Origin of the sequence: Streptomyces sp. WAC 04229, from assembly GCF_003947455.1 — a bacterium.
In the GTDB taxonomy this organism is placed as follows: domain Bacteria; phylum Actinomycetota; class Actinomycetes; order Streptomycetales; family Streptomycetaceae; genus Streptomyces.
This window is the reverse complement of record NZ_QHJH01000019.1, coordinates 49,270-68,235: the sequence shown is the minus strand read 5'-3', so window position 1 is coordinate 68,235 and position 18,966 is coordinate 49,270. Positions and strand designations below refer to the sequence as shown.

Sequence of the window (18,966 nt, the reverse complement as noted above, 5' to 3'; positions counted from 1 at the left end):
ACCCGGGTCCGCACCAGGGGCCCGCATCGGGTACTCCGGCGCCTGAGGCGGCGGCACGGGGGCGGGCCCCTGGTGCGGACCCGGGTGGTGTGCGGCCGGGGACCAGTCGGCACCCGGTCCGTGCCCCGGCTGGTGGGGCGGCGGCAGCGGCGAACCCACGGGGTGCTGCATCCGGTGCCACTCCGTCTCGTACAGGTGATGAGCGCTGACAGCGGGACGGGGGCCCCGCGTGCTACCGAACGGTACCGCCCCCGGCCGTCCTTTGGTGAACGGCCGGGGGCGGCACTAAGTGCCCGTCACGGGAGGCGAATCGGACGGATGGTGCACCGGGGTACTACTCGCCCACCTCGCCGTAGGCGGCGAGCAGGACGGCCGGGTCGGGGCCCTCCAGCACGGTGGGCTTGGCGAGTCCGTCCAGGACGATGAAGCGGAGCAGGTCGCCGCGCGACTTCTTGTCGACCTTCATGTTCTCGACGAGCTTGGGCCACTGGTCGTGGCGGTAGTGCAGCGGCAGGCCGACCGCTTCGAGGATGGTGCGGTGCCGGTCGGCGGTGGCGTCGTCCAGGCGGCCCGCGAGGCGCCCCAGTTCGGCGGCGAAGTGCATACCGACCGCGACGGCGGCGCCGTGCCGCCACTTGTAGCGCTCGTTCTTCTCGATGGCGTGACCGAGGGTGTGACCGTAGTTGAGGATCTCCCGGAGGCCGGCCTCCTTCAGGTCGGAGGAGACGACCTCGGCCTTGACCTTGATGGACCGCACGATCAGCTCGGCGGTGTGCGGTCCGGCCGGGGTGCGCGCGGCCTGCGGGTCGGACTCGATCAGGTCCAGGATCACCGGGTCGGCGATGAAGCCGGCCTTGATGACCTCGGCCAGCCCGGAGACGTAGTCGTTGACCGGCAGCGAGTCCAGGGCGGCCAGGTCGCACAGGACGCCGGCCGGCGGGTGGAAGGAGCCGACGAGGTTCTTGCCCTCGGCGGTGTTGATGCCGGTCTTGCCGCCGACGGCCGCGTCCACCATGGCCAGCACGGTGGTGGGGACGGCGATCCAGCGCACTCCGCGCAGCCAGGTCGCGGCCACGAACCCGGCGAGGTCGGTGCTGGCGCCCCCGCCGACACCGATGATGACGTCGGTGCGGGTGAACCCGGACTGGCCGAGCGCCTTCCAGCAGTAGGCGGCGACCTCCGCGGTCTTGGCCTCCTCGGCGTTGGGCACCTGGATGGCGATCGCCTCGTAGCCCTGCTCGGCGAGGTCGGCGCGCAGGGCGTCACCGGTCTCCGCGAGCGCCTCGGGGTGGATCACCGCGACCCGCTTGGCGCGGTCGCCGATCAGGCCGCCCAGCTCGCCGAGGAGCTGACGGCCCACCAGGACCTCGTAGGGGTCGGACCCGGCGGTGCCGTCGATCCGGATCCGGGTGACTGCCTCGCTCATACTTCCTTCAACTCCAGTGCGTCCAGCGCGGCTTGGGTGACTTCCTCGGGGGTGCGACCGTCGGTGGCCACGACCACTGTGGCCGCCTCCTCGTACAGGTGCCGGCGGGCCTCCATCAGTTCGCGCCACTGCTTGCGCGGGTTGACCGCCAGCAGTGGACGCGCGGCGTTCAGGCCGGTCCGTTTGACGGCCTCGTCAACGGCCATGGAGAGGTAGACGACCCGCTGCCCGGCGAGCAGGGCACGCGTGTCCGCGTCCAGGATCGCGCCGCCGCCGAGGGCGAGCACGCCGTCGTGCCCGGTGAGCGCCGTACGCACGGCGTTCTTCTCCAGCTCCCGGAAGACGGGCTCGCCCTCGTCCACGAAGATCTCGGCGATGCTGCGCCCCTGGGCGGAGACGATGTCCTCGTCGGTGTCCCGGTAGCCCACGCCGAGCCGCTCGGCCAGCAGCTGTCCGACGGTTGACTTGCCCACGCCCATCGGACCGACGAGGACGACCAGCGGGGCCCCGGTCATCGGATGGCCAGGGCGTCGAGGTACGAGGTCACGTTGCGGCGCGTCTCGGCGACCGAGTCGCCGCCGAACTTCTCCGCGACGGCGTCCGCGAGCACGAGGGCCACCATGGCCTCGGCGACGATTCCGGCGGCCGGCACGGCGGACACGTCGGAGCGCTGGTGGTGCGCCTGCGTGGCCTCGCCGGTGGTCACGTCCACGGTCTTCAGGGCGCGCGGCACGGTCGCGATCGGCTTCATCGCGGCGCGCACCCGCAGCAGCTCACCGGTGGTGAGGCCGCCCTCGGTGCCGCCGGAGCGGCCGGAGACGCGGCGGAGGCCCTCGGGCGTGTTCACGATCTCGTCGTGGGCCTGGGAACCGGGCACGCGGGCCAGCTCGAAGCCGTCGCCGATCTCGACGCCCTTGATCGCCTGGATGCCCATGAGCGCGCCCGCGAGCCGGGCGTCGAGCTTGCGGTCCCAGTGGACGTGGGAGCCGAGGCCCACCGGCACGCCGTAGGCGAGGATCTCGACCACGCCGCCGAGGGTGTCGCCGTCCTTGTGGGCCTGGTCGATCTCGGCGACCATCGCCTTCGAGGCGTCCGCGTCCAGGCAGCGCACCGGGTCGGCGTCCAGCTTCTCGACGTCGGCCGGCGTCGGGTACACGCCGTGGGGTGCCTTGGCCGCGGCCAGCTCGACGACGTGGCTGACGATCTCGACGCCGGTCGTCTCCTTGAGGTACGACCGGGCCACGGCGCCGAGCGCCACGCGGGCGGCCGTCTCCCGCGCGGAGGCACGCTCCAGGATCGGGCGGGCCTCGTCGAAGCCGTACTTCTGCATGCCCGCGAGGTCGGCGTGGCCGGGGCGGGGCCGGGTCAGCGGGGCGTTGCGCGCCAGGCCGGCCAGCACCTCCGGGTCGACCGGGTCGGCCGCCATGACCTGCTCCCACTTGGGCCACTCGGTGTTGCCCACCATCACGGCGACCGGGGAACCCATCGTCAGGCCGTGCCGGACGCCGCCGAGGAAGGTGACCTCGTCGCGCTCGAACTTCATCCGGGCACCGCGTCCATAGCCGAGCCGGCGCCTCGCCAGATGGTCCGCGACCATGTCCGTGGTGATCGGCACGCCCGCGGGCAGTCCCTCCAGCGTCGCGACGAGTGCGGGACCGTGGGACTCCCCCGCGGTCAGCCAGCGCAACCTGCTCAACGGTGCTCCTCAGTGCTCGCGCCCCGGTATGCCTGCGTACGCGCCTTCTCCGCGTACGGCGACGGCTCGACCGGGTGCGCGGCCCCGGTCCGCCACCTTCGATCCTCCCACGTCCGGCGGTCCGGACCGCCCGCCGGTCCATGGACCGGACGGGGTCCGGTCAGGCGGGGCCGTCCCCCTGCCCCCGCGCCGGGGCGTAGGAGCCGAGGAAGTCGGCGCCGCTCTCCCGCCGCTGCGGCGGGGCGTACGGCCCCAGATGGTCGGCGCCGCTGCCCTGGGCGTACGGTTCCGGCGCGGTGACGGGGTGCCCGGGGCTCGGCGCGCGGCGCCGGTCGATCCTGCGCTTGAGCTTGACCACCCAGCTCGCGACGACGGCGAGCACGATCAGCGCGAGCACCGTGATCTGCACCCAGTCGGGCAGGAAGCCCAGTACGGCGTCGAAGATCTGGGTCTTGACGGAGGCCAGCGGCACACCGGTGTCCATGGTTCGTTCTTCCCCTCCCGTTCCGCCCCCTGCGGAACCGGACGGATCCTAACGGTCCGCGAGCGCGCGTTCTCCCGCTTTTCGCATGGCGGCGAGGGGGGCGGGGGCGCGGCCGGTCATCCGCTCCACCTGGAGGACCGCCTGGTGGACGAGCAGGTCGAGGCCGCTGACGACGGCGCCGCCGGACAGCGACCAGCGGGCGGCCAGGGCGGTGGGCCAGGGGTGGTAGAGCACGTCGAAGAGGGTGGCCGGCATCTCCGGGACCGCCGCGGCGAGGGCGTCGGTGGTGCCGGCCGGGGTGGTGGCCACGACCAGCGGGGCGCGCAGCGCCTCCTCGGCGTCCGCCCAGTCCGCGACGCGCACACCGACGTCGAGGCGTTCCGCCCAGCCGCGCATCTCGGCGGCGCGGGCCGCGCTGCGGACGTAGACGGTGATCTCGCCGGTGCAGATCCGGGCCAGTGCGGCGAGCGCGGAGGACGCGGTGGCGCCGGCCCCCAGGACCGCCGCGGTCTCGACCTTCTCGATGCCGTGCTCGCGCAGGGCGGCGACCATGCCGGGGATGTCGGTGTTGTCGCCTGTCCTGCGGCCGTCGCCGGTGAGGACGACGGTGTTGACCGCGTCCACGGAGGCCGCCGTCTCGCTGATGCCGTCGAGCAGCGGGATCACCGCCCGCTTGAGCGGCATCGTCAGCGACAGCCCCGCCCACTCGGGCCCCAGCTCCGCGAGGAAGCCGGGCAGCGCCGCCTCGTCGACGTCGAAGCTCTCGTACGTCCAGTCCGCCAGCCCCAGCTCCGCGTAGGCGGCGCGGTGCAGTACCGGCGAAAGCGAGTGGGCGATCGGGGAGCCGAGAACGGCGGCCCGGCGACGGTCAGTTGCCGGAGCTGGCATCGAATTTTTCCTTCAGCTTCAAGAACTCGTCGTGCGTCTTGGCGAACTCGGTCTTGGCCACGCCGTCCGTGGCCACGAAGTAGATCCAGCCGTCGTTCGTGGGGTTCAGGGCGGCCTGCAGGGCCTCTTCGCCGGGGTTGCCGATGGGTCCGGGCGGCAGGCCCTTGTTGGTGTAGGTGTTGTACGGGTCCGTGTTGCTGTTGATCTCGGACTCGCTGATGTTGATGTTGCTCTGGCCCTTGAGGTAGTTGAAGGACGAGTCGAACTGGAGCTTCTGGTTCGTCTCGGTGTTGGTGGGCTTGAGCCGGTTGTAGATGACCTCGGACATCTTGCGGAAGTCGTCGTGGGTCTTGCCCTCCGCCTGCAAGAGGCTCGCGACCGTGAGCAGCTCCCACGGGCCCTCGAGGCCCAGGCCCTCCGCCTTCTCCTCCAGGCCGATCCGCTGGTACTGCTCGTTGGCCCGGGACACCATCTGCTTCAGCACGTCCTCGGGCTTCTGGCCCTTGCCCGCCGAGTAGCTGGACGGGTAGAGGAAGCCCTCCAGGGGGTCCTTGACGTTCTTGTGGTTCAGCGCCCAGTCGGGCAGACCCAGGCTGTCCGACTCGGTCTTGGCGACCTTGGCGGTGGTGCCTTCCTTCACTCCGAGGCGCTTGTCGATCAGCTTGTAGACGTCGACGTTGCGCCTGCCCTCGGCGATGATCAGGTTGCTGCGGCTGCCGGGGCTGAGCAGGAGTTCGACCGCGCTCTCTGCGGACATCTCCTTCTGCAGCGTGTACACGCCGTCCTGGATGCTCTTGCCGCGAGGATTGCTCTGCTGGGCGGCGATGAAGGCGTCGACGCTCTTCACCACGCCCTGCCGTTTCAGCTCCTGACCGATGGTGGAGCCGCCGGCGCCCTTGGGGATGGTGACGGTGACTTCCTCGCCGTTGCCGTCGCCCGCGAAGTTCGGGGCGGCGCCGAAACGGTCCTGGTAGAACTGGTAGCCGAAATACCCGACGCCCGCCACACCGCCGCCCAGCACCAGGCAGACCACCAGGCAGGCACATCCGCTGCGACGTTTCTTCGGCTTGCCGCCACGGCCCCTGCGGTCGTCGCGGCCGTCGTCCGCCGGGTCGTCGTCGCCGTCGGCGTCCCGGCCAGCGAAGAACGCGTGTTCGCCCTCGTCGGGTCCGGGGTCCCAGTCGGTGCGCTGCGGCTCGGGCTCGGTGCGCCGGCGGCCGGGCGGCTCCGGCGGCGGGTACGCCTCCGGCGTGCCGTAGAAGTCGGGCTGTTCGGCCGGGTAGCCGGCGGGCTGCCGGCCGTAGGGGTCCGACGGGTCGCCCGGGTACTGCGCGTGGGGATGCGCGCCGGTGTCCCAGTTGCCGTTGTCGTACCCCTGCTGGGGGTGCGCCTGGGGGGCGTACTGCTGGCCGTACTGCTGCTGGTACTGCTGCTGGTCGTACTGGTCGTACTGCGACTCGGGGTGCTGCCGCCCGTACTCGTCGTACTGGGGCTGGTTGCCGTACGCGGACTGGCCGCCGTCGCCCCAGTCGCCGTACTGCTGCTGGGCGTGCTGCTGCTCCGGATACTGTGGCTGGCCGCCGTAGGGGGACTGCCCGCCCGCGTGGGCCTGCTGTCCTCCCCATCCGCCGTCCCCGTACAACGGGTCCTCCGGATGCCACGGTTCGGAGCCTGGGCCCCGGCCATAGTCAGTCATCGATCCCCTAGAGCCGCGAGGGGACGGGGGGCGGGGCCCGTGAAGGAGGGCCTGCTTCCGTTCCGCCTCTTGCTGTGCGGTGGCTGTTCGAATGCCTCCGCATCGCGCGGAACGTTACCGTATCGCGATCAGATGACCACTTCGACGCCCTCGCCGGGTGGCCTGCCTGACACCCGTTCGGATTCCAGCGCCTGCTGGAGGATGATCACAGCGGCGGCCTGGTCGATGACGGAGCGGCCCTTCTTGGACTTCACGCCCGAGGCGCGCAGCCCCTGGGTGGCGGTCACCGTGGTCATGCGCTCGTCGACGAGCCTGACCGGCACCGGCACGATGCCCCGGGCCAGCTCCTGTGCGAAGCGCCGCACCTTGGCCGCGGCCGGGCCCTCGCCCCCCTTGAGGGAGCGCGGGAGCCCGACGACGACCTCGATGGGCTCGTACTCCTCCACCAGCAGCCTGAGTCTGCGGTGCGCGGCGGGCACGTCGCGTCCGGGGACGGTCTCCACCGGTGTGGCGAGGATCCCGTCGGGGTCGCAGGAGGCGACCCCGATCCGGGCGTCCCCGACGTCGACGGCCAGGCGGCGGCCGCGGCGCATCGCCGGGCCCTCCGCCTGTTCCCCCGCCTGAGGGTGCTCCGGACCGCTCACTTGGCGGTGTCCGCCACGAGGCGCTCCACGGCGTCCACGGCGTCGCCGATGGCGGCCGGGTTCTGGCCGCCGCCCTGGGCGACGTCCGGCTTGCCGCCACCGCCGCCGCCGAGGGTCTTGGCGGCGGTGCGCACCAGGTCGCCCGCCTTGAGGCCGCGCTCGCGGGCGGCGTCGTTGGTGGCGATGACCGTCAGCGGCTTGCCGTTGACCGTCGTGAACAGGGCCACGACCGCGGCCCGGCCGCCCTGGATGCGGCCGCGCACGTCGAGGACCAGCTTGCGCAGGTCGTCGGCGGTGGTGCCGTCCGGGACCTGCCCGGTCACCAGGGCCACGCCGCGCACGTCCTTGGCGGACTCGGCGAGCCCGGCGGCGGCCTGGAGGACCTTCTCCGCGCGGAACTTCTCGATCTCCTTCTCGGCGTCCTTGAGCTTGCCGAGCATCGCGGAGACCTTCTCCGGCAGTTCCTCCGGACGGCCCTTGATCAGCTCCTGGAGCTGGGCGACGACCGTGTGCTCACGGGCGAGGAAGTTGTAGGCGTCCACGCCGACCAGGGCCTCGATGCGGCGCACCCCCGAGCCGATGGACGACTCGCCGAGCAGCTTGACCAGGCCGAGCTGGGCGGTGTTGTGCACGTGGGTGCCGCCGCACAGCTCCTTGGAGAAGTCGCCGATGGTGACGACCCGCACCCGCTCGCCGTACTTCTCGCCGAACTCGGCGATGGCGCCCTGCTTCTTGGCCTCGTCGATGCCCATGACCTCGGCCTGCACGTCGAGATCGCGCGCCAGCACCTCGTTGATCTTCTGCTCGACGTCGGTCATCACGGCCGTCGGCACGGCGGAGGGCGAGCCGAAGTCGAAGCGGAAGCGGCCGGGCTGGTTCTCGGAACCGGCCTGGGCGGCCGTCGGGCCGAGGGCGTCGCGCAGGGCCTGGTGCGTGAGGTGGGTGGCCGAGTGGGCGCGGGCGATCGCGTGGCGGCGCCGGTCGTCGATGGAGGCGTGGGCCTTGGCACCGACGGTGACCTCGCCGACCTGGACGACGCCCTTGTGGACGTACACGCCCGGGACCGGCTTCTGGCAGTCCCGGACCTCGATCACGGCGCCGGTGTCGACGCGGATCCGGCCGGTGTCGCCGATCTGGCCGCCGCCCTCGGCGTAGAACGGGGTGCGGTCCAGCACGATCTCGACCTCGTCGCCCTCGGTGGCGGCCGGGGAGGAGGCGCCGTCGACGAGGATGCCGACGATCGTGGACTCGCTCTCGGTGTGGCTGTAGCCGACGAAGTCGGTGGCACCGGCCTGGTCGGCGATCGCGCGGTAGGCGCCGGCGCCGGCGTGCCCGGTCTTCTTGGCCTGGGCGTCGGCCTTGGCGCGCTCCCGCTGCTCCTTCATCAGGCGGCGGAAGCCGTCCTCGTCCACGGAGAGGCCCTGCTCGGCGGCCATCTCCAGGGTGAGGTCGATCGGGAAGCCCCAGGTGTCGTGGAGCAGGAAGGCCTTGTCGCCGGCGAGTACCGTGCCGCCGCCGGCCTTGGTGTCGCTGACGGCGGTGTCGAGGATGTTGGTGCCGGCCTTCAGCGTCTTGAGGAAGGCGTTCTCCTCGGCGAGCGCGACCTTCTCGATCCGCTCCCGGTCGGTGATCAGCTCGGGGTACTGCTGCCCCATCATGCCGATCACGACGTCGATCAGGTCCTTGACGACCGGGCCGGTGGCGCCGAGCAGCCGCATGTTGCGGATGGCACGGCGCATGATGCGGCGCAGCACGTAGCCGCGGCCCTCGTTGCCGGGGGTGACGCCGTCGCCGATGAGCATCACGGAGGTGCGCATGTGGTCGGTGACCACGCGCAGCGAGACGTCCGAGGCGTGGGCGTCACCGTAGGCCACGCCGGTCAGTTCGGTGGCCTTGTTGATGACCGCCATGGAGGTGTCGATCTCGTACATGTTCTGCACGCCCTGCAGAATCATGGCGAGGCGCTCCAGGCCGAGGCCCGTGTCGATGTTCTTGCTCGGCAGCTCGCCGAGGATCTCGAACTCCTCCTTGCCGATCCCCTCGCCCCGCTCGTACTGCATGAAGACGAGGTTCCAGATCTCCACGTACCGCTCGTCGTTGACGGCGGGGCCGCCCTCGACGCCGAACTCGGGGCCGCGGTCGTAGTTGATCTCGGAGCAGGGGCCGCAGGGGCCGGGGACGCCCATGGACCAGTAGTTGTCCTTCTTGCCGAGGCGCTGGATGCGCTCGGCGGGCACGCCCACGACGTCGTGCCAGATGCGCTCGGCCTCGTCGTCGTCCTTGTAGACGGTGATCCACAGGCGCTCGGGGTCGAGGCCGTAACCGCCCTTGTCCTGGGGGCTGGTGAGCAGCTCCCAGGCGTACTTGATGGCGCCTTCCTTGAAGTAGTCGCCGAAGGAGAAGTTGCCGCACATCTGGAAGAACGTGCCGTGGCGCGTGGTCTTGCCGACCTCTTCGATGTCGGGCGTGCGCACGCACTTCTGCACGCTCGTGGCGCGGTCGAAGGGCGGCTTGACCTCACCCAGGAAGTAGGGCTTGAACGGCACCATGCCGGCCGGGACCAGCAGCAGAGTCGGGTCGTCCGCGATGAGCGACGCCGAAGGGACGACGGTGTGACCGCGCTCCTCGAAGAAGCTCAACCAGCGGCGACGAATCTCGGCCGACTCCATCAGTGGTCCTCATTCCGGTTGTACGAGTACGTCGTCCTGTCGACGTACGTCGGGTTGTTCTCGATGGCGTTGCGGCGCCGGGGTGCGGGGAGTTCGCGGTCGACGGGGGCGTTCAGCCCGAGCGCGTCGTCCAGTTCGGCCTCCCGCTGGGCCATGTTGTCGCGGACGTCGAGGGCGAAGCCGACCGCGCGGTCCTTGAGCCGGGTGCCCGCGTCGAGCGCCTTGTTGGCCGCGGTCGCGGCGAGGCTGTCGGGGGTCAGCTGCTTGAGCTTCCGGTTGACCTTGGTGGTGGCCCAGACACCGGCGGCCATGCCGGTGCCGAACCAGAAGGTACGGCGGAACATCGCTGGATCAGTCCTTCTTCCGCTTCGTCCGCCGCGCGGCCGGAATCGTACGGCCCACGATCACGGTACGCCGTTCCCTGGCCGGCCCGGCGGGCAGGTCGTCCTTGCGACCGCCGAGTGCCCGGCGCACGCCGTATCCGAACGCCGCGACCTTGACCAGCGGGCCGCCGAAGGTGGAGGCCACGGTGGTGGACAGCGCGGAGGCGTTCGACGTGACCTCCTGGACGTCGGAGGCGATCGCGTCGACCCGGTCGATCTGGGTCTGCGCGGAGCGCACCGCCGACGAGGCGTCGGACAGCAGCGGGACGGCCTGGTCGGTCACGTCCGCCACCAGCTTGGTGGTCGCCCTGAGCGTCTGGGCCAGCCTCGCCAGCGCGACGGCGAGGAAGGAGACCAGGATCGCCCAGAAGACCGCCACCAGGATCCCGGCCACCTCGCCACCGGACACTGTGTGCACCCGCTCCCTTGAAGACGTGCCTGAACATCGGGAAAGTCGTGCACCGAGCCTATCGCGCCGCGCGCGGCGCTCCGTACCCGATTCCGTTCGCGCGCGGCGCGATCCGGTCGAGTTGCGTGAAGCGATTGTACGGAGTGAATACGGTTCAGTACGCTCCGTGTCTTATGCGAGACCATCGGCGCGACGGCGTCCCGCACGGCAACCTCCCGCTGGAACTCGACAGTTTCGTGGGGAGAGGGAGGGAGCTGGCGCAGCTGGGCCGGGCGCTGGACGCCGGGCGGCTGGTGACCGTCACCGGCGCCGGCGGTGTCGGCAAGTCACGGCTCGCCGCGCGGGCGGGCGCCGGGCGCGCACCCCGGGACGGGGTGTGGCGGGTGGAGCTGGCACCGGTGCGGGACGCGGAGTTCGTCGACTACGCGGTCGTGGAGGCGCTGGGCCTGACGGACCACACGACCCGGCTGCCGCGCGAGACCCTGTTCACCTACCTCGCCGAGCGGGACCTGCTGCTGCTCCTGGACGGGGTCGAGCACCTGGTCGACGCCTGTGCCGCGCTGGTGACCGACCTGCTGGGCCGCGCCCCGGGGCTGCGGGTGCTGGCGGTGGGGCGCCGGCCGCTGGGCGTGGCCGGGGAGCTGCTGGTTCCGCTGGCGCCGCTGGGCCCCGAGGAGGCGCTGGAGCTGCTGACGGTCCGGGCCAGGCAGCGGAACGTGCCGCGCCGGCCGGAGGGCGGTGACCACGGGGACCGGGGCGAGATGCGCGAGCTGTGCCGGCGCCTGGACGGGATCCCGCTGGCGATCGAGCTGGCGGCGGGGCGGCTCGGCGCGCTGTCGCCGCGGCAGGTGCTGCAACGGCTGGACGACCGCTTCCGGCTGCTGACCGGCGGCGACCGCAGCGCGCTCCCCCGGCATCGGACGCTGCGCACGGCGATCGGCTGGAGCCATGAGCTGTGCACGCCCCAGGAGCGCCTGCTGTGGGCGCGGCTGTCGGTGTTCACCGGGCCGTTCGACCTGGAGGCCGCCGAGTACGTGTGCAGCGGCGACGGGCTGCCGGCCGGGGACGTCCTCGACGTGCTCTCGGCGCTGCTCGCGCAGTCCGTGCTGGCCCGCGAGGAGACCCCGGCGGGGGTGCGCTACCGGATGCTCGACACGGTCCGCGCGTACGGCGCCGACTGGCTGGAGGCGATGGGCGACGCGGCCCGGCTGCGGCGGCGGCACCGGGACTGGTACGTGGGCCTGGCGACCTGGTGCGAGCTGGAGTGGTTCTCGCCGCGCCAGGGCGAGGTCGCCGCGCGGGTGGACGCGGAGCTGCCGAATCTGCGCAGCGCCCTGGAGCACTGCCTGACCGAGCCGGACGCGGCGCACCTGGGCCAGTATCTGGCCGGCGCCCTGTGGTTCCACTGGGTGGGCTGCGGGCGGCTGTCGGAGGGCCGGCGCTGGCTGGAGCAGGCGGTGCGGCTGGACGCGGAGCCCACGGCGGGCGAGCAGTCCCGGCTGAAGGCGCTGTGGGTGCTCGCCTACGTGGCGATCCTCCAGGGCGACACGGTCCCCGCGCTGGCGGCGCTCCAGGAGTGCCGCGAGGAGGCGGAGCGGTCGGCGAACCCCACGGCGGTGGCGTACGCGGAGCACCGCACCGGCTGTCTGGCGCTGGTGACGGACGACATGCCGCGCGCGGAGCGGCTGTTGCGCTCGGCGCTGGAGCGCTACCAGGAGATCGGCGAACTCAACAGCAACGTGCTGATGGGCCAGGTGGAGCTGGCGATGACCCGGGCGTTCCAGGGCGATCTGCCCGACGCGGTGCGCCTGTGCGAGGACGTACGCCGGGTGTGCGAGGACCACGGCGAGCGCTGGGCCCGCAACTACGCCCTGTACGTGCTGGCGTACGCGGCCTGGAGCGAGGGCGACCCGGTGCGCGCCCGTGAGCTGCTGGCGGACTGCCTGAGCGGCGCCCATGGCTTCCGGGACCAGCTGGGCTCGGTGCTGGCGGTGGAGCTGCTGGCGCTGGTCACGGTGGCGGAGGGCGACCCGGCGGAGGCCGCGGTGCTCCAGGGCGCCGCGGGCCGGATGTGGCCTTCGGTGGGACTGCGGTTGTTCGGCTCGGCGCACTACAACGCGCCGCACGAGCTGTGCGAGGCGGCCGCCCGGGAGCAGTTGGGCGACGAGCGGTACGAGGAGTGCGTGGGGCACGGGGCGCTGCTCGGCCGCCCGGAGGCGGTGTCGCGGGCGCTGCGCAGGCCCGGGGTGCGGGCCTCGCTGCCGGCGCCGCGCGGGACGGGGCGGCGGGCCGCGCGGACGGCGAAGCCCGCCGCCCCGCCCACCCGCAGGGGTGGGGAGACGGCGGGCTGAGGTACCGCTGGTGGTACTGCGCCGGGGCTGGGATCAGCGGGCGTAGTACTCGACGACGAGCTGCTCGTCGCAGATCACCGGGATCTCCTTGCGGTTCGGCTCGCGGTCCAGGCGGAACGCCAGGGCCTTGAGGTTCACCTGGAGGTAGCGCGGGGTCTCGCCGTCGGGGGCGAAGCCACCCTCGCGGGCGATGGTGAAGAGCGTCTTCTCCTTGGAGCGGTCGCGCACCTGCACGACGTCGTCCGGGCGGACGCGGAAGGACGGCTTGTCGACCTTCTGGCCGTTGACCTGGATGTGGCCGTGGACGACCATCTGGCGGGCCTGGTAGATCGTGCGGGCGATGCCCGAACGCAGGACCAGCGCGTCGAGACGGCGCTCGAGCTCGATGACCAGGGCCTCGCCGGTCTTCATGTTGGTCTTGGAGGCACGCTCGTAGGCGCGGACGAGCTGGCGCTCGCTGAGGTCGTACTGCGCGCGCAGACGCTGCTTCTCCAGCAGACGGACCTTGTAGTCCGAGTTCTGCTTGCGGCCGCGGCCGTGCTCACCCGGCGGGTAGGGGCGGGCCTCGAAGTACTTGACGGCCTTCGGGGTCAGCGCGATGCCGAGCGCACGCGACTTCTTGACCTTGGGGCGGGACTGGTTCGCCACTGTCTGTGTCTCTTTCCTGGTTTCCGGCTTGTCAGGGTTGAGGGAGGTCGCAATCCGCAGCCGGGGAAACCCGTCCGGTCCCTCGCGGGACCTGCCGGGCAGCCGCTCCCTGGTCTGGGCACATACGTGCAGCACGCGAGTGGCCCACCGGCCGGTCCCGGGACTCCGGGTGGTGGTGGGCTGCCCGCGACACCTATCGACGGTGCGCGACGCTCCTGGAACCCAGAAGGGTTCCGGCTGGTTGTCCCGTTCTGACGGCACGGGACTCAGCGCTTCGGGTGATTCTACAGGCTGCTCAGGACCGCTTGCGACCGAGGTGCCCGCGGGTCCACTCCACGGCGTCCGCGTAGCGGGCCTCGGCGCCGTGCCGGGTGGGCTCGTAGTAGGTCCGGTCCTTCAGCTCGTCCGGGGCGTACTGCTGGGCGGCGATGCCCTCCGGCAGGTCGTGCGGATACACGTACCCCTGCCCGTGGCCGAGCTTGCCCGCGCCCTTGTAGTGGCTGTCCCGCAGGTGGGCGGGGACGGGTCCGGCGTGCCCCTTGCGTACGTCGTCCAGGGCGGCGCCGATGGCGGTGGTCGCGGCGTTGGACTTGGGGGCGAGGGCCAGGGCGATGGTGGCGTGGCTCAGGGTGAGGGCGGCCTCCGGGAAGCCGATCATGGCGACGGCCTGAGCGGCGGCGACGGCGACCGGCAGTGCGTTCGGGTCGGCCAGGCCGATGTCCTCGCTGGCGGAGATCATCAGGCGCCGGGCGATGAAGCGGGGGTCCTCGCCGGCCTCGATCATCCGGGCCAGGTAGTGCAGCGCGGCGTCCACGTCGGAGCCGCGGATGGACTTGATCAGGGCGCTGGCGACGTCGTAGTGCTGGTCGCCGTCGCGGTCGTACTTCACCGCGGCCCGGTCGACCGTCTCCTCCAGGGTGGTCAGGGAGACCTCGGACTCGCCCTTGTCGAGCGCGGCCCCGGCGGCGGCCTCCAGGGCGGTCAGGGCCCGGCGGGCGTCGCCGCCCGCGATGCGCAGGAGGTGCTCCTCGGTGTCCTCGGGCAGCCCCACCGCCTCCCCCAGGCCGCGCTCGTCGGTCAGGGCGCGGCGGATCAGGCCCCGCACGTCGTCGTCGGTGAGGGGCTCCAGGGTGAGCAGCAGGGAGCGGGAGAGCAGCGGGGAGATCACCGAGAAGTACGGGTTCTCGGTGGTGGCGGCGATCAGGGTGACCCAGCGGTTCTCGACGGCCGGGAGCAGGGAGTCCTGCTGGGCCTTGCTGAAGCGGTGGATCTCGTCGAGGAAGAGGACGGTCTCCTTGCCGTACCCGCCGACCGCGCGGCGGGCGCCGTCGATGACCGCGCGGACCTCCTTGACGCCCGCGGTGATCGCGGACAGCTCCACGAAGCGCTTGTTGGTGGCCTTGGAGACGACGTACGCCAGGGTGGTCTTGCCGGTGCCCGGCGGGCCCCACAGGATGACGGAGGAGGGACCGGCGGGGCCGGAGCCGCCCTCGCCGACCAGGCGGCGCAAGGGGGATCCGGGCTTGAGCAGGTGCTGCTGGCCGACGACCTCGTCGAGGGTGCGCGGGCGCATCCGCACGGCGAGGGGGCTGCCGGTCGGGTCCTTCTCCTGGCGTTCTTCTGCTGCGGCGGTGAACAGGTCGGGCTCCACGCTCTGAACCCTAAATCACGGCACTGACAACGCGCCGGGGCAGGTCAGCTGGTCCAGAAGTCCCACCAGCGCGTCAGGATCATCATGCCGATGATGCCGACGTGCAGCACCGGGAGGACCCAGGTGAACTCGCCGAAGAAGCCGCGCAGCCAGCTCGGCGCGGGCAGGAAGCCCTTGCGGACGTTGAAGGACGTCACGTACCAGAACATCACGATCGTGGCGACCCAGGCGAGGCAGCACCACAGGCACAGCGCGTTGATCCGGTACAGGGACTGGAACTGCAGCCAGGTGCAGAAGCCCACGCCGAAGAGCGTGCCGGCGTTGAAGGTGAGCCAGTACCAGCGCGGGAAGCGGGCGCGGGCGAGCAGGCTCATGCCGACGGCGACGACGATGCCGTAGGTCACCAGGCCCAGCATCGGGTTGGGGAACCCGAAGACGGCCGCCTGGTCGCTCTCCATGACGCTGCCGCAGGAGACGACGGGGTTGAGGCTGCACCCGGGGGTGAAGGTCGTCCCGGCGACCTTGGCCTCGAGCAGCTTGAACTTGTCGAGCGTGATGACCCACGCGGCGAGCAGTCCGGCCGCGCCGGTGATCACCAGCAGCAGCGCGAAGGCGCGGCTGCCGCCCTCGGTGCGCGGTGTTCCGGATGCGGGTTCCGGCGCGGGCTCCGCCACGGTGGAGACGTCCTTCACTGTCGTCTTGCTCATCACGCCGATTCCGTCACTGGTGAGTCGGACCTGCTTCGGGCAGGGCCATTGTGCCGCACCACCCTGTAGGGGCACCGTTCGATGAACATATGAGCGGTCCGGCGATCACCCCGGAGCGGCCCGTTCCGGCCAACACCCGTTCGCCTGGGGCACGCGTGGACGAACACGCGCGCCCCTGGAGGGGACCGGGACGTACCGGCGCGCTAGCCGAGCCTGGACTCCAGCTCGGCCACGATCTCGTTGACGCCGATCGCGGTCTGCTCGCCGGACTCCATGTCCTTGAGCTGGACGACGCCGTCGGCCAGGTCGCGCTCGCCGAGGACCAGGGCGTAGCGGGCGCCCGAGCGGTTGGCCGCCTTCATCGCGGCCTTGAGGCCCTTGCCGCCGTAGGAGAAGTCGGCGGCCACGCCGTTCTTGCGCAGCTCGGTGACCTTGGCGAAGAGGATCCGGCGGGCCTCCTCGCCGAGCGGCACCGCGTAGACGGAGGTGGCGGACGGAATGTCCAGTTCGATGCCCTCCGCCTCCAGGGCGAGGACGGTGCGGTCGACACCGAGGGCCCAGCCCACGGACGGCAGGGACGGGCCGCCGATCATCTCGGAGAGTCCGTCGTACCGTCCGCCGCCGCCCACCGCGGACTGGGAGCCGAGGCCGTCGTGGACGAACTCGAACGTGGTGCGCGTGTAGTAGTCCAGGCCGCGCACCAGCTTCGGGTCGTCCTCGAAGACGACGCCCGCCGCCGTGATCAGGTCGCGCACCTCCTCGTGGTACGCCTTGCAGGCGTCGCACAGGTAGTCGCGCAGCAGGGGGGCGTCGGTGAGCTGCTTCTGCACGTCCGGGCGCTTGTCGTCCAGCACGCGCAGCGGGTTGATCTCGGCCCGGCGCAGGGTGTCCTCGTCCAGGTCGAGGCCGCGCAGGAAGTCCTGGAGCGCGGCCCGGTAGACGGGGCGGCACTCCTGGTCGCCCAGGCTGTTGAGCAGGATGCGGAAGTTCCGCAGGCCCAGCGCGCGGTACGACTGGTCGGCCAGGATGATCAGCTCGGCATCCAGTGCCGGGTCCTCGGCACCGATCGCCTCGGCGCCGACCTGGGAGAAGTGGCGGTAACGGCCCTTCTGGGGGCGCTCGTAGCGGTACTGCGAGCCCGAGTACCAGACCTTGACCGGGAGGTTGCCCGCCTTGTGCAGGTTGGCCTCCAGGACCGCGCGCAGCACGGGGGCGGTCGTCTCCGGGCGCAGGGCGAGCCGGTCGCCGCCCTTGGTCTCGAAGACGTACATCTCCTTGGTCACGATGTCGGTGGACTCGCCGACACCGCGCGCGAACAGCTCGACGTTCTCGAACCCGGGCGTCTCGATGTAGCCGTAGCCGGAGTTGCGCAGCGGGGCCGCGATCGCCTCGCGGACCGCGAGGAACTTCGCGGAGTCGGGGGGCAGCAGGTCGTACGTGCCCTTGGGGGCCTTGAAGGTGCTCACGGGAGGTCTCTCGTCACATTCCTCGTCGGGGCGCGCCGGGCGCGCTGTGGCCGGCCGCCACCTGCCGCAGATACGGGTTGGTGGCGCGCTCCTGGCCGATGGTCGTGTATTCCTTGTGGCCGGGCAGCACCACGGTGGCGTCGTCGAGCGGCAGGACCACGCGGGCCAGTGACTCGAGCATGTCGTCCATGGAGCCACCGGGGAAGTCGGTGCGTCCGATGGAGCCGGCGAACAGCAGGTCTCCCGAGAACATGACCGGCGGGATGTCCGCCGACTCGGGCAGGCCGAAGGTCACCGACCCCTTCGTATGGCCCGGCGCGTGCGCGACGGTCAGTTCCAGGCCCGCCAGTTCCAGCTTGGCGCCGTCGGTCAGCTCCTTGACGTCGTCCGGCTCCCCGACCGTCAGCTCGCCCATGAGCGGCATGCCGATGGTGCGGCCGATGCCCTTCTCGGGGTCGCTCATCATGTACCGGTCCTCGGGGTGGATCCAGGCGGGCACGTCGTGCGCGCCGCACACCGGGACGACCGAGGCGACGTGGTCGATGTGGCCGTGGGTGAGGACGACGGCCACGGGCTTGAGCCGATGCTTCCTGATCGCTTCCTCGACTCCGGGGGCCGCCTGATGGCCCGGGTCGATGATCACGCACTCCTCACCGGCGGCGGGGGCGACGACATAACAGTTCGTCCCCCAGGCCCCGGCGGGGAACCCGGCAATGAGCACGATCGTCCTTCGTTTGTGTCGGTACGGGTGGGCTTGCGAACGGGCCGCGCCCATGGTCAGAGCCTACCGGCGGTGCCGTTTCCCCAGCGAACCCATATACGGTACGGGGCTACACGCCCACGGTCGGCTCATCGCACCCACGCGTACCGGTCGGCACACGAAGACGCATGAGGAGAGAAACCGGTGGTCAGCCAGGAGCAGCGGCGGCGTCAGCTCGCCCGGGAGAAGTTCTTGCGGCAGCAGCAGCGACGTACCTCCGCGCGGCGCAAGGCGCGCACCCGCAACGCGGCGATCGCGTCGGTGCTCGGCGTGATTGTGATCGGCAGCGTCGCGCTGTACACGACCGGAGTGGTCCTCAAGGACGACGACGACAAGACGAACGCCAACGCGGAGGTCACGCCGAGCCCTTCGGCGAGCAAGAAGGCCGAGGACCCGTGCGACAAGCCCGCCGAGGGCAAGGTCAAGACGCAGACCTGGAAGAAGGAACCTGCGATGACCATCGACAAGTCGGCGAAGTACGCGATGAAGCTGTCGACGACCTGCGGTGACATAGGGATCGACCTGAAGACGTCGGCGGCGCCGCACACCGTCAACTCGTTCAACTTCCTCGCGGAAAAGGGGTTCTTCGACCACACACCGTGCCACCGGCTCACCACCAACGGGATCTTCGTGCTCCAGTGCGGCGACCCGACCGGTCAGGGCAACGGTGGCCCGGGCTACAACATCCCGGACGAGAACCTGAAGGACGAGAGCCTGAAGAAGAACACGTATCCGGCGGGCACGATCGCGATGGCGAACACCGGGCAGCCGAACTCCGGCGGCAGCCAGTTCTTCCTCGTGTACCAGGACAGTCCGCTGCCGCCCAGCTACACGCCGTTCGGCACGATCTCCGAGGACGGCATGACCGTGCTCAAGAAGATCGCGGCGGCCGGCGAGAGCACCGGCGCGGGTGACGGGGCGCCCAACGCGACGGTCGTGATCGACAAGGCCACCGTCTCGAAATCCTGACCCTCATCAGCGAAAGTTCGGTCGCGCGGGATGCGGACAGGCCACCCGCCGGTCGCCTATCTTGGCCGTGACGAAACTGTGGACGATGCCCGGGGGAAGCGAATCCCTCCGTCGGCATC

The 18,966-nt window shown here is 71.3% G+C and carries 18 protein-coding genes; 2 read left to right on the top strand and 16 right to left on the bottom strand.

Annotated elements, in window-relative coordinates; genetic code table 11:
- The 11 genes from DMH12_RS39700 to DMH12_RS08490 form a co-directional block, all read right to left on the bottom strand.
- Positions 1-171 (bottom strand): Pro-rich N-terminal domain-containing protein (locus DMH12_RS39700; RefSeq protein ID WP_260474142.1); only part of this gene is annotated, 171 nt, incomplete at its 3' end.
- Between the two features lie 163 nt (positions 172-334).
- Entirely contained in the window at positions 335-1,426 is a 1,092-nt protein-coding gene (gene aroB / locus DMH12_RS08540) for a 3-dehydroquinate synthase (protein WP_125490942.1), read from the bottom strand.
- Positions 1,423-1,941: a shikimate kinase gene (locus tag DMH12_RS08535; RefSeq protein ID WP_125490941.1), complete on the bottom strand. Its 519-nt coding sequence runs from the start codon at positions 1,939-1,941 to the stop codon at positions 1,423-1,425. Before DMH12_RS08535 ends, aroB begins: the two co-directional genes overlap by 4 nt.
- Positions 1,938-3,122, bottom strand: coding sequence for a chorismate synthase (aroC, locus tag DMH12_RS08530; protein WP_122617187.1), 1,185 nt, complete (start codon positions 3,120-3,122; stop codon positions 1,938-1,940). Before aroC ends, DMH12_RS08535 begins: the two co-directional genes overlap by 4 nt.
- A 160-nt stretch (positions 3,123-3,282) precedes the next feature.
- A complete protein-coding gene (locus tag DMH12_RS08525) occupies positions 3,283-3,606 on the bottom strand; it encodes a hypothetical protein (protein WP_125490940.1) in 324 nt (107 codons plus the stop codon).
- A gap of 48 nt (positions 3,607-3,654) precedes the next feature.
- Positions 3,655-4,494, bottom strand: coding sequence for a shikimate dehydrogenase (locus DMH12_RS08520; RefSeq protein WP_125490939.1), 840 nt, complete (start codon positions 4,492-4,494; stop codon positions 3,655-3,657).
- Positions 4,475-6,190, bottom strand: a complete 1,716-nt coding sequence (mltG, locus tag DMH12_RS08515; RefSeq protein WP_125490938.1) for an endolytic transglycosylase MltG — start codon at positions 6,188-6,190, stop codon at positions 4,475-4,477. Before mltG ends, DMH12_RS08520 begins: the two co-directional genes overlap by 20 nt.
- 128 nt (positions 6,191-6,318) lie before the next feature.
- Positions 6,319-6,783: a Holliday junction resolvase RuvX gene (gene ruvX, locus DMH12_RS08505; RefSeq protein WP_221763114.1), complete on the bottom strand. Its 465-nt coding sequence runs from the start codon at positions 6,781-6,783 to the stop codon at positions 6,319-6,321.
- Between the two features lie 47 nt (positions 6,784-6,830).
- Positions 6,831-9,503, bottom strand: a complete 2,673-nt coding sequence (gene alaS, locus DMH12_RS08500) for an alanine--tRNA ligase (protein WP_125490936.1) — start codon at positions 9,501-9,503, stop codon at positions 6,831-6,833.
- Positions 9,503-9,847, bottom strand: coding sequence for a hypothetical protein (locus tag DMH12_RS08495; protein ID WP_125490935.1), 345 nt, complete (start codon positions 9,845-9,847; stop codon positions 9,503-9,505). The genes alaS and DMH12_RS08495 overlap by 1 nt, the downstream gene beginning before the upstream one ends.
- Positions 9,848-9,854: 7 nt before the next feature.
- Complete coding sequence (locus DMH12_RS08490) at positions 9,855-10,304, bottom strand: DUF948 domain-containing protein (protein WP_125490934.1); 450 nt, start codon at positions 10,302-10,304, stop codon at positions 9,855-9,857.
- A gap of 164 nt (positions 10,305-10,468) precedes the next feature.
- On the opposite strand from DMH12_RS08490, the gene DMH12_RS08485 reads away from it, so the two are divergent.
- The gene (locus DMH12_RS08485; protein ID WP_185832206.1) at positions 10,469-12,646 is read left to right on the top strand and encodes a regulator; all 2,178 of its coding nucleotides are present in this window, start codon (positions 10,469-10,471) and stop codon (positions 12,644-12,646) included.
- 33 nt (positions 12,647-12,679) lie between these two features.
- Here DMH12_RS08485 and rpsD read toward each other — a convergent pair whose 3' ends face one another.
- The 5 genes from rpsD to DMH12_RS08460 form a co-directional block, all read right to left on the bottom strand.
- Positions 12,680-13,294 carry a 30S ribosomal protein S4 gene (gene rpsD / locus DMH12_RS08480; protein WP_007447552.1) on the bottom strand — a complete coding sequence of 205 codons (615 nt, stop codon included), beginning with the start codon at positions 13,292-13,294 and terminating at the stop codon, positions 12,680-12,682.
- Positions 13,295-13,589: 295 nt separating this feature from the next.
- Positions 13,590-14,945 carry a replication-associated recombination protein A gene (locus DMH12_RS08475; RefSeq protein WP_125490933.1) on the bottom strand — a complete coding sequence of 452 codons (1,356 nt, stop codon included), beginning with the start codon at positions 14,943-14,945 and terminating at the stop codon, positions 13,590-13,592.
- Between the two features lie 44 nt (positions 14,946-14,989).
- Positions 14,990-15,652 carry a vitamin K epoxide reductase family protein gene (locus DMH12_RS08470; RefSeq protein WP_125490932.1) on the bottom strand — a complete coding sequence of 221 codons (663 nt, stop codon included), beginning with the start codon at positions 15,650-15,652 and terminating at the stop codon, positions 14,990-14,992.
- Positions 15,653-15,855: 203 nt separating this feature from the next.
- Entirely contained in the window at positions 15,856-17,118 is a 1,263-nt protein-coding gene (gene hisS / locus DMH12_RS08465) for a histidine--tRNA ligase (protein WP_125490931.1), read from the bottom strand.
- Positions 17,119-17,131: 13 nt separating this feature from the next.
- A complete protein-coding gene (locus DMH12_RS08460; RefSeq protein WP_125490930.1) occupies positions 17,132-17,839 on the bottom strand; it encodes an MBL fold metallo-hydrolase in 708 nt (235 codons plus the stop codon).
- A gap of 183 nt (positions 17,840-18,022) precedes the next feature.
- On the opposite strand from DMH12_RS08460, the gene DMH12_RS08455 reads away from it, so the two are divergent.
- Positions 18,023-18,847 (top strand): peptidylprolyl isomerase, encoded by an 825-nt coding sequence (locus DMH12_RS08455; protein WP_125490929.1) that lies wholly within the window; start codon positions 18,023-18,025, stop codon positions 18,845-18,847.
- Positions 18,848-18,966: the final 119 nt, after the last annotated feature.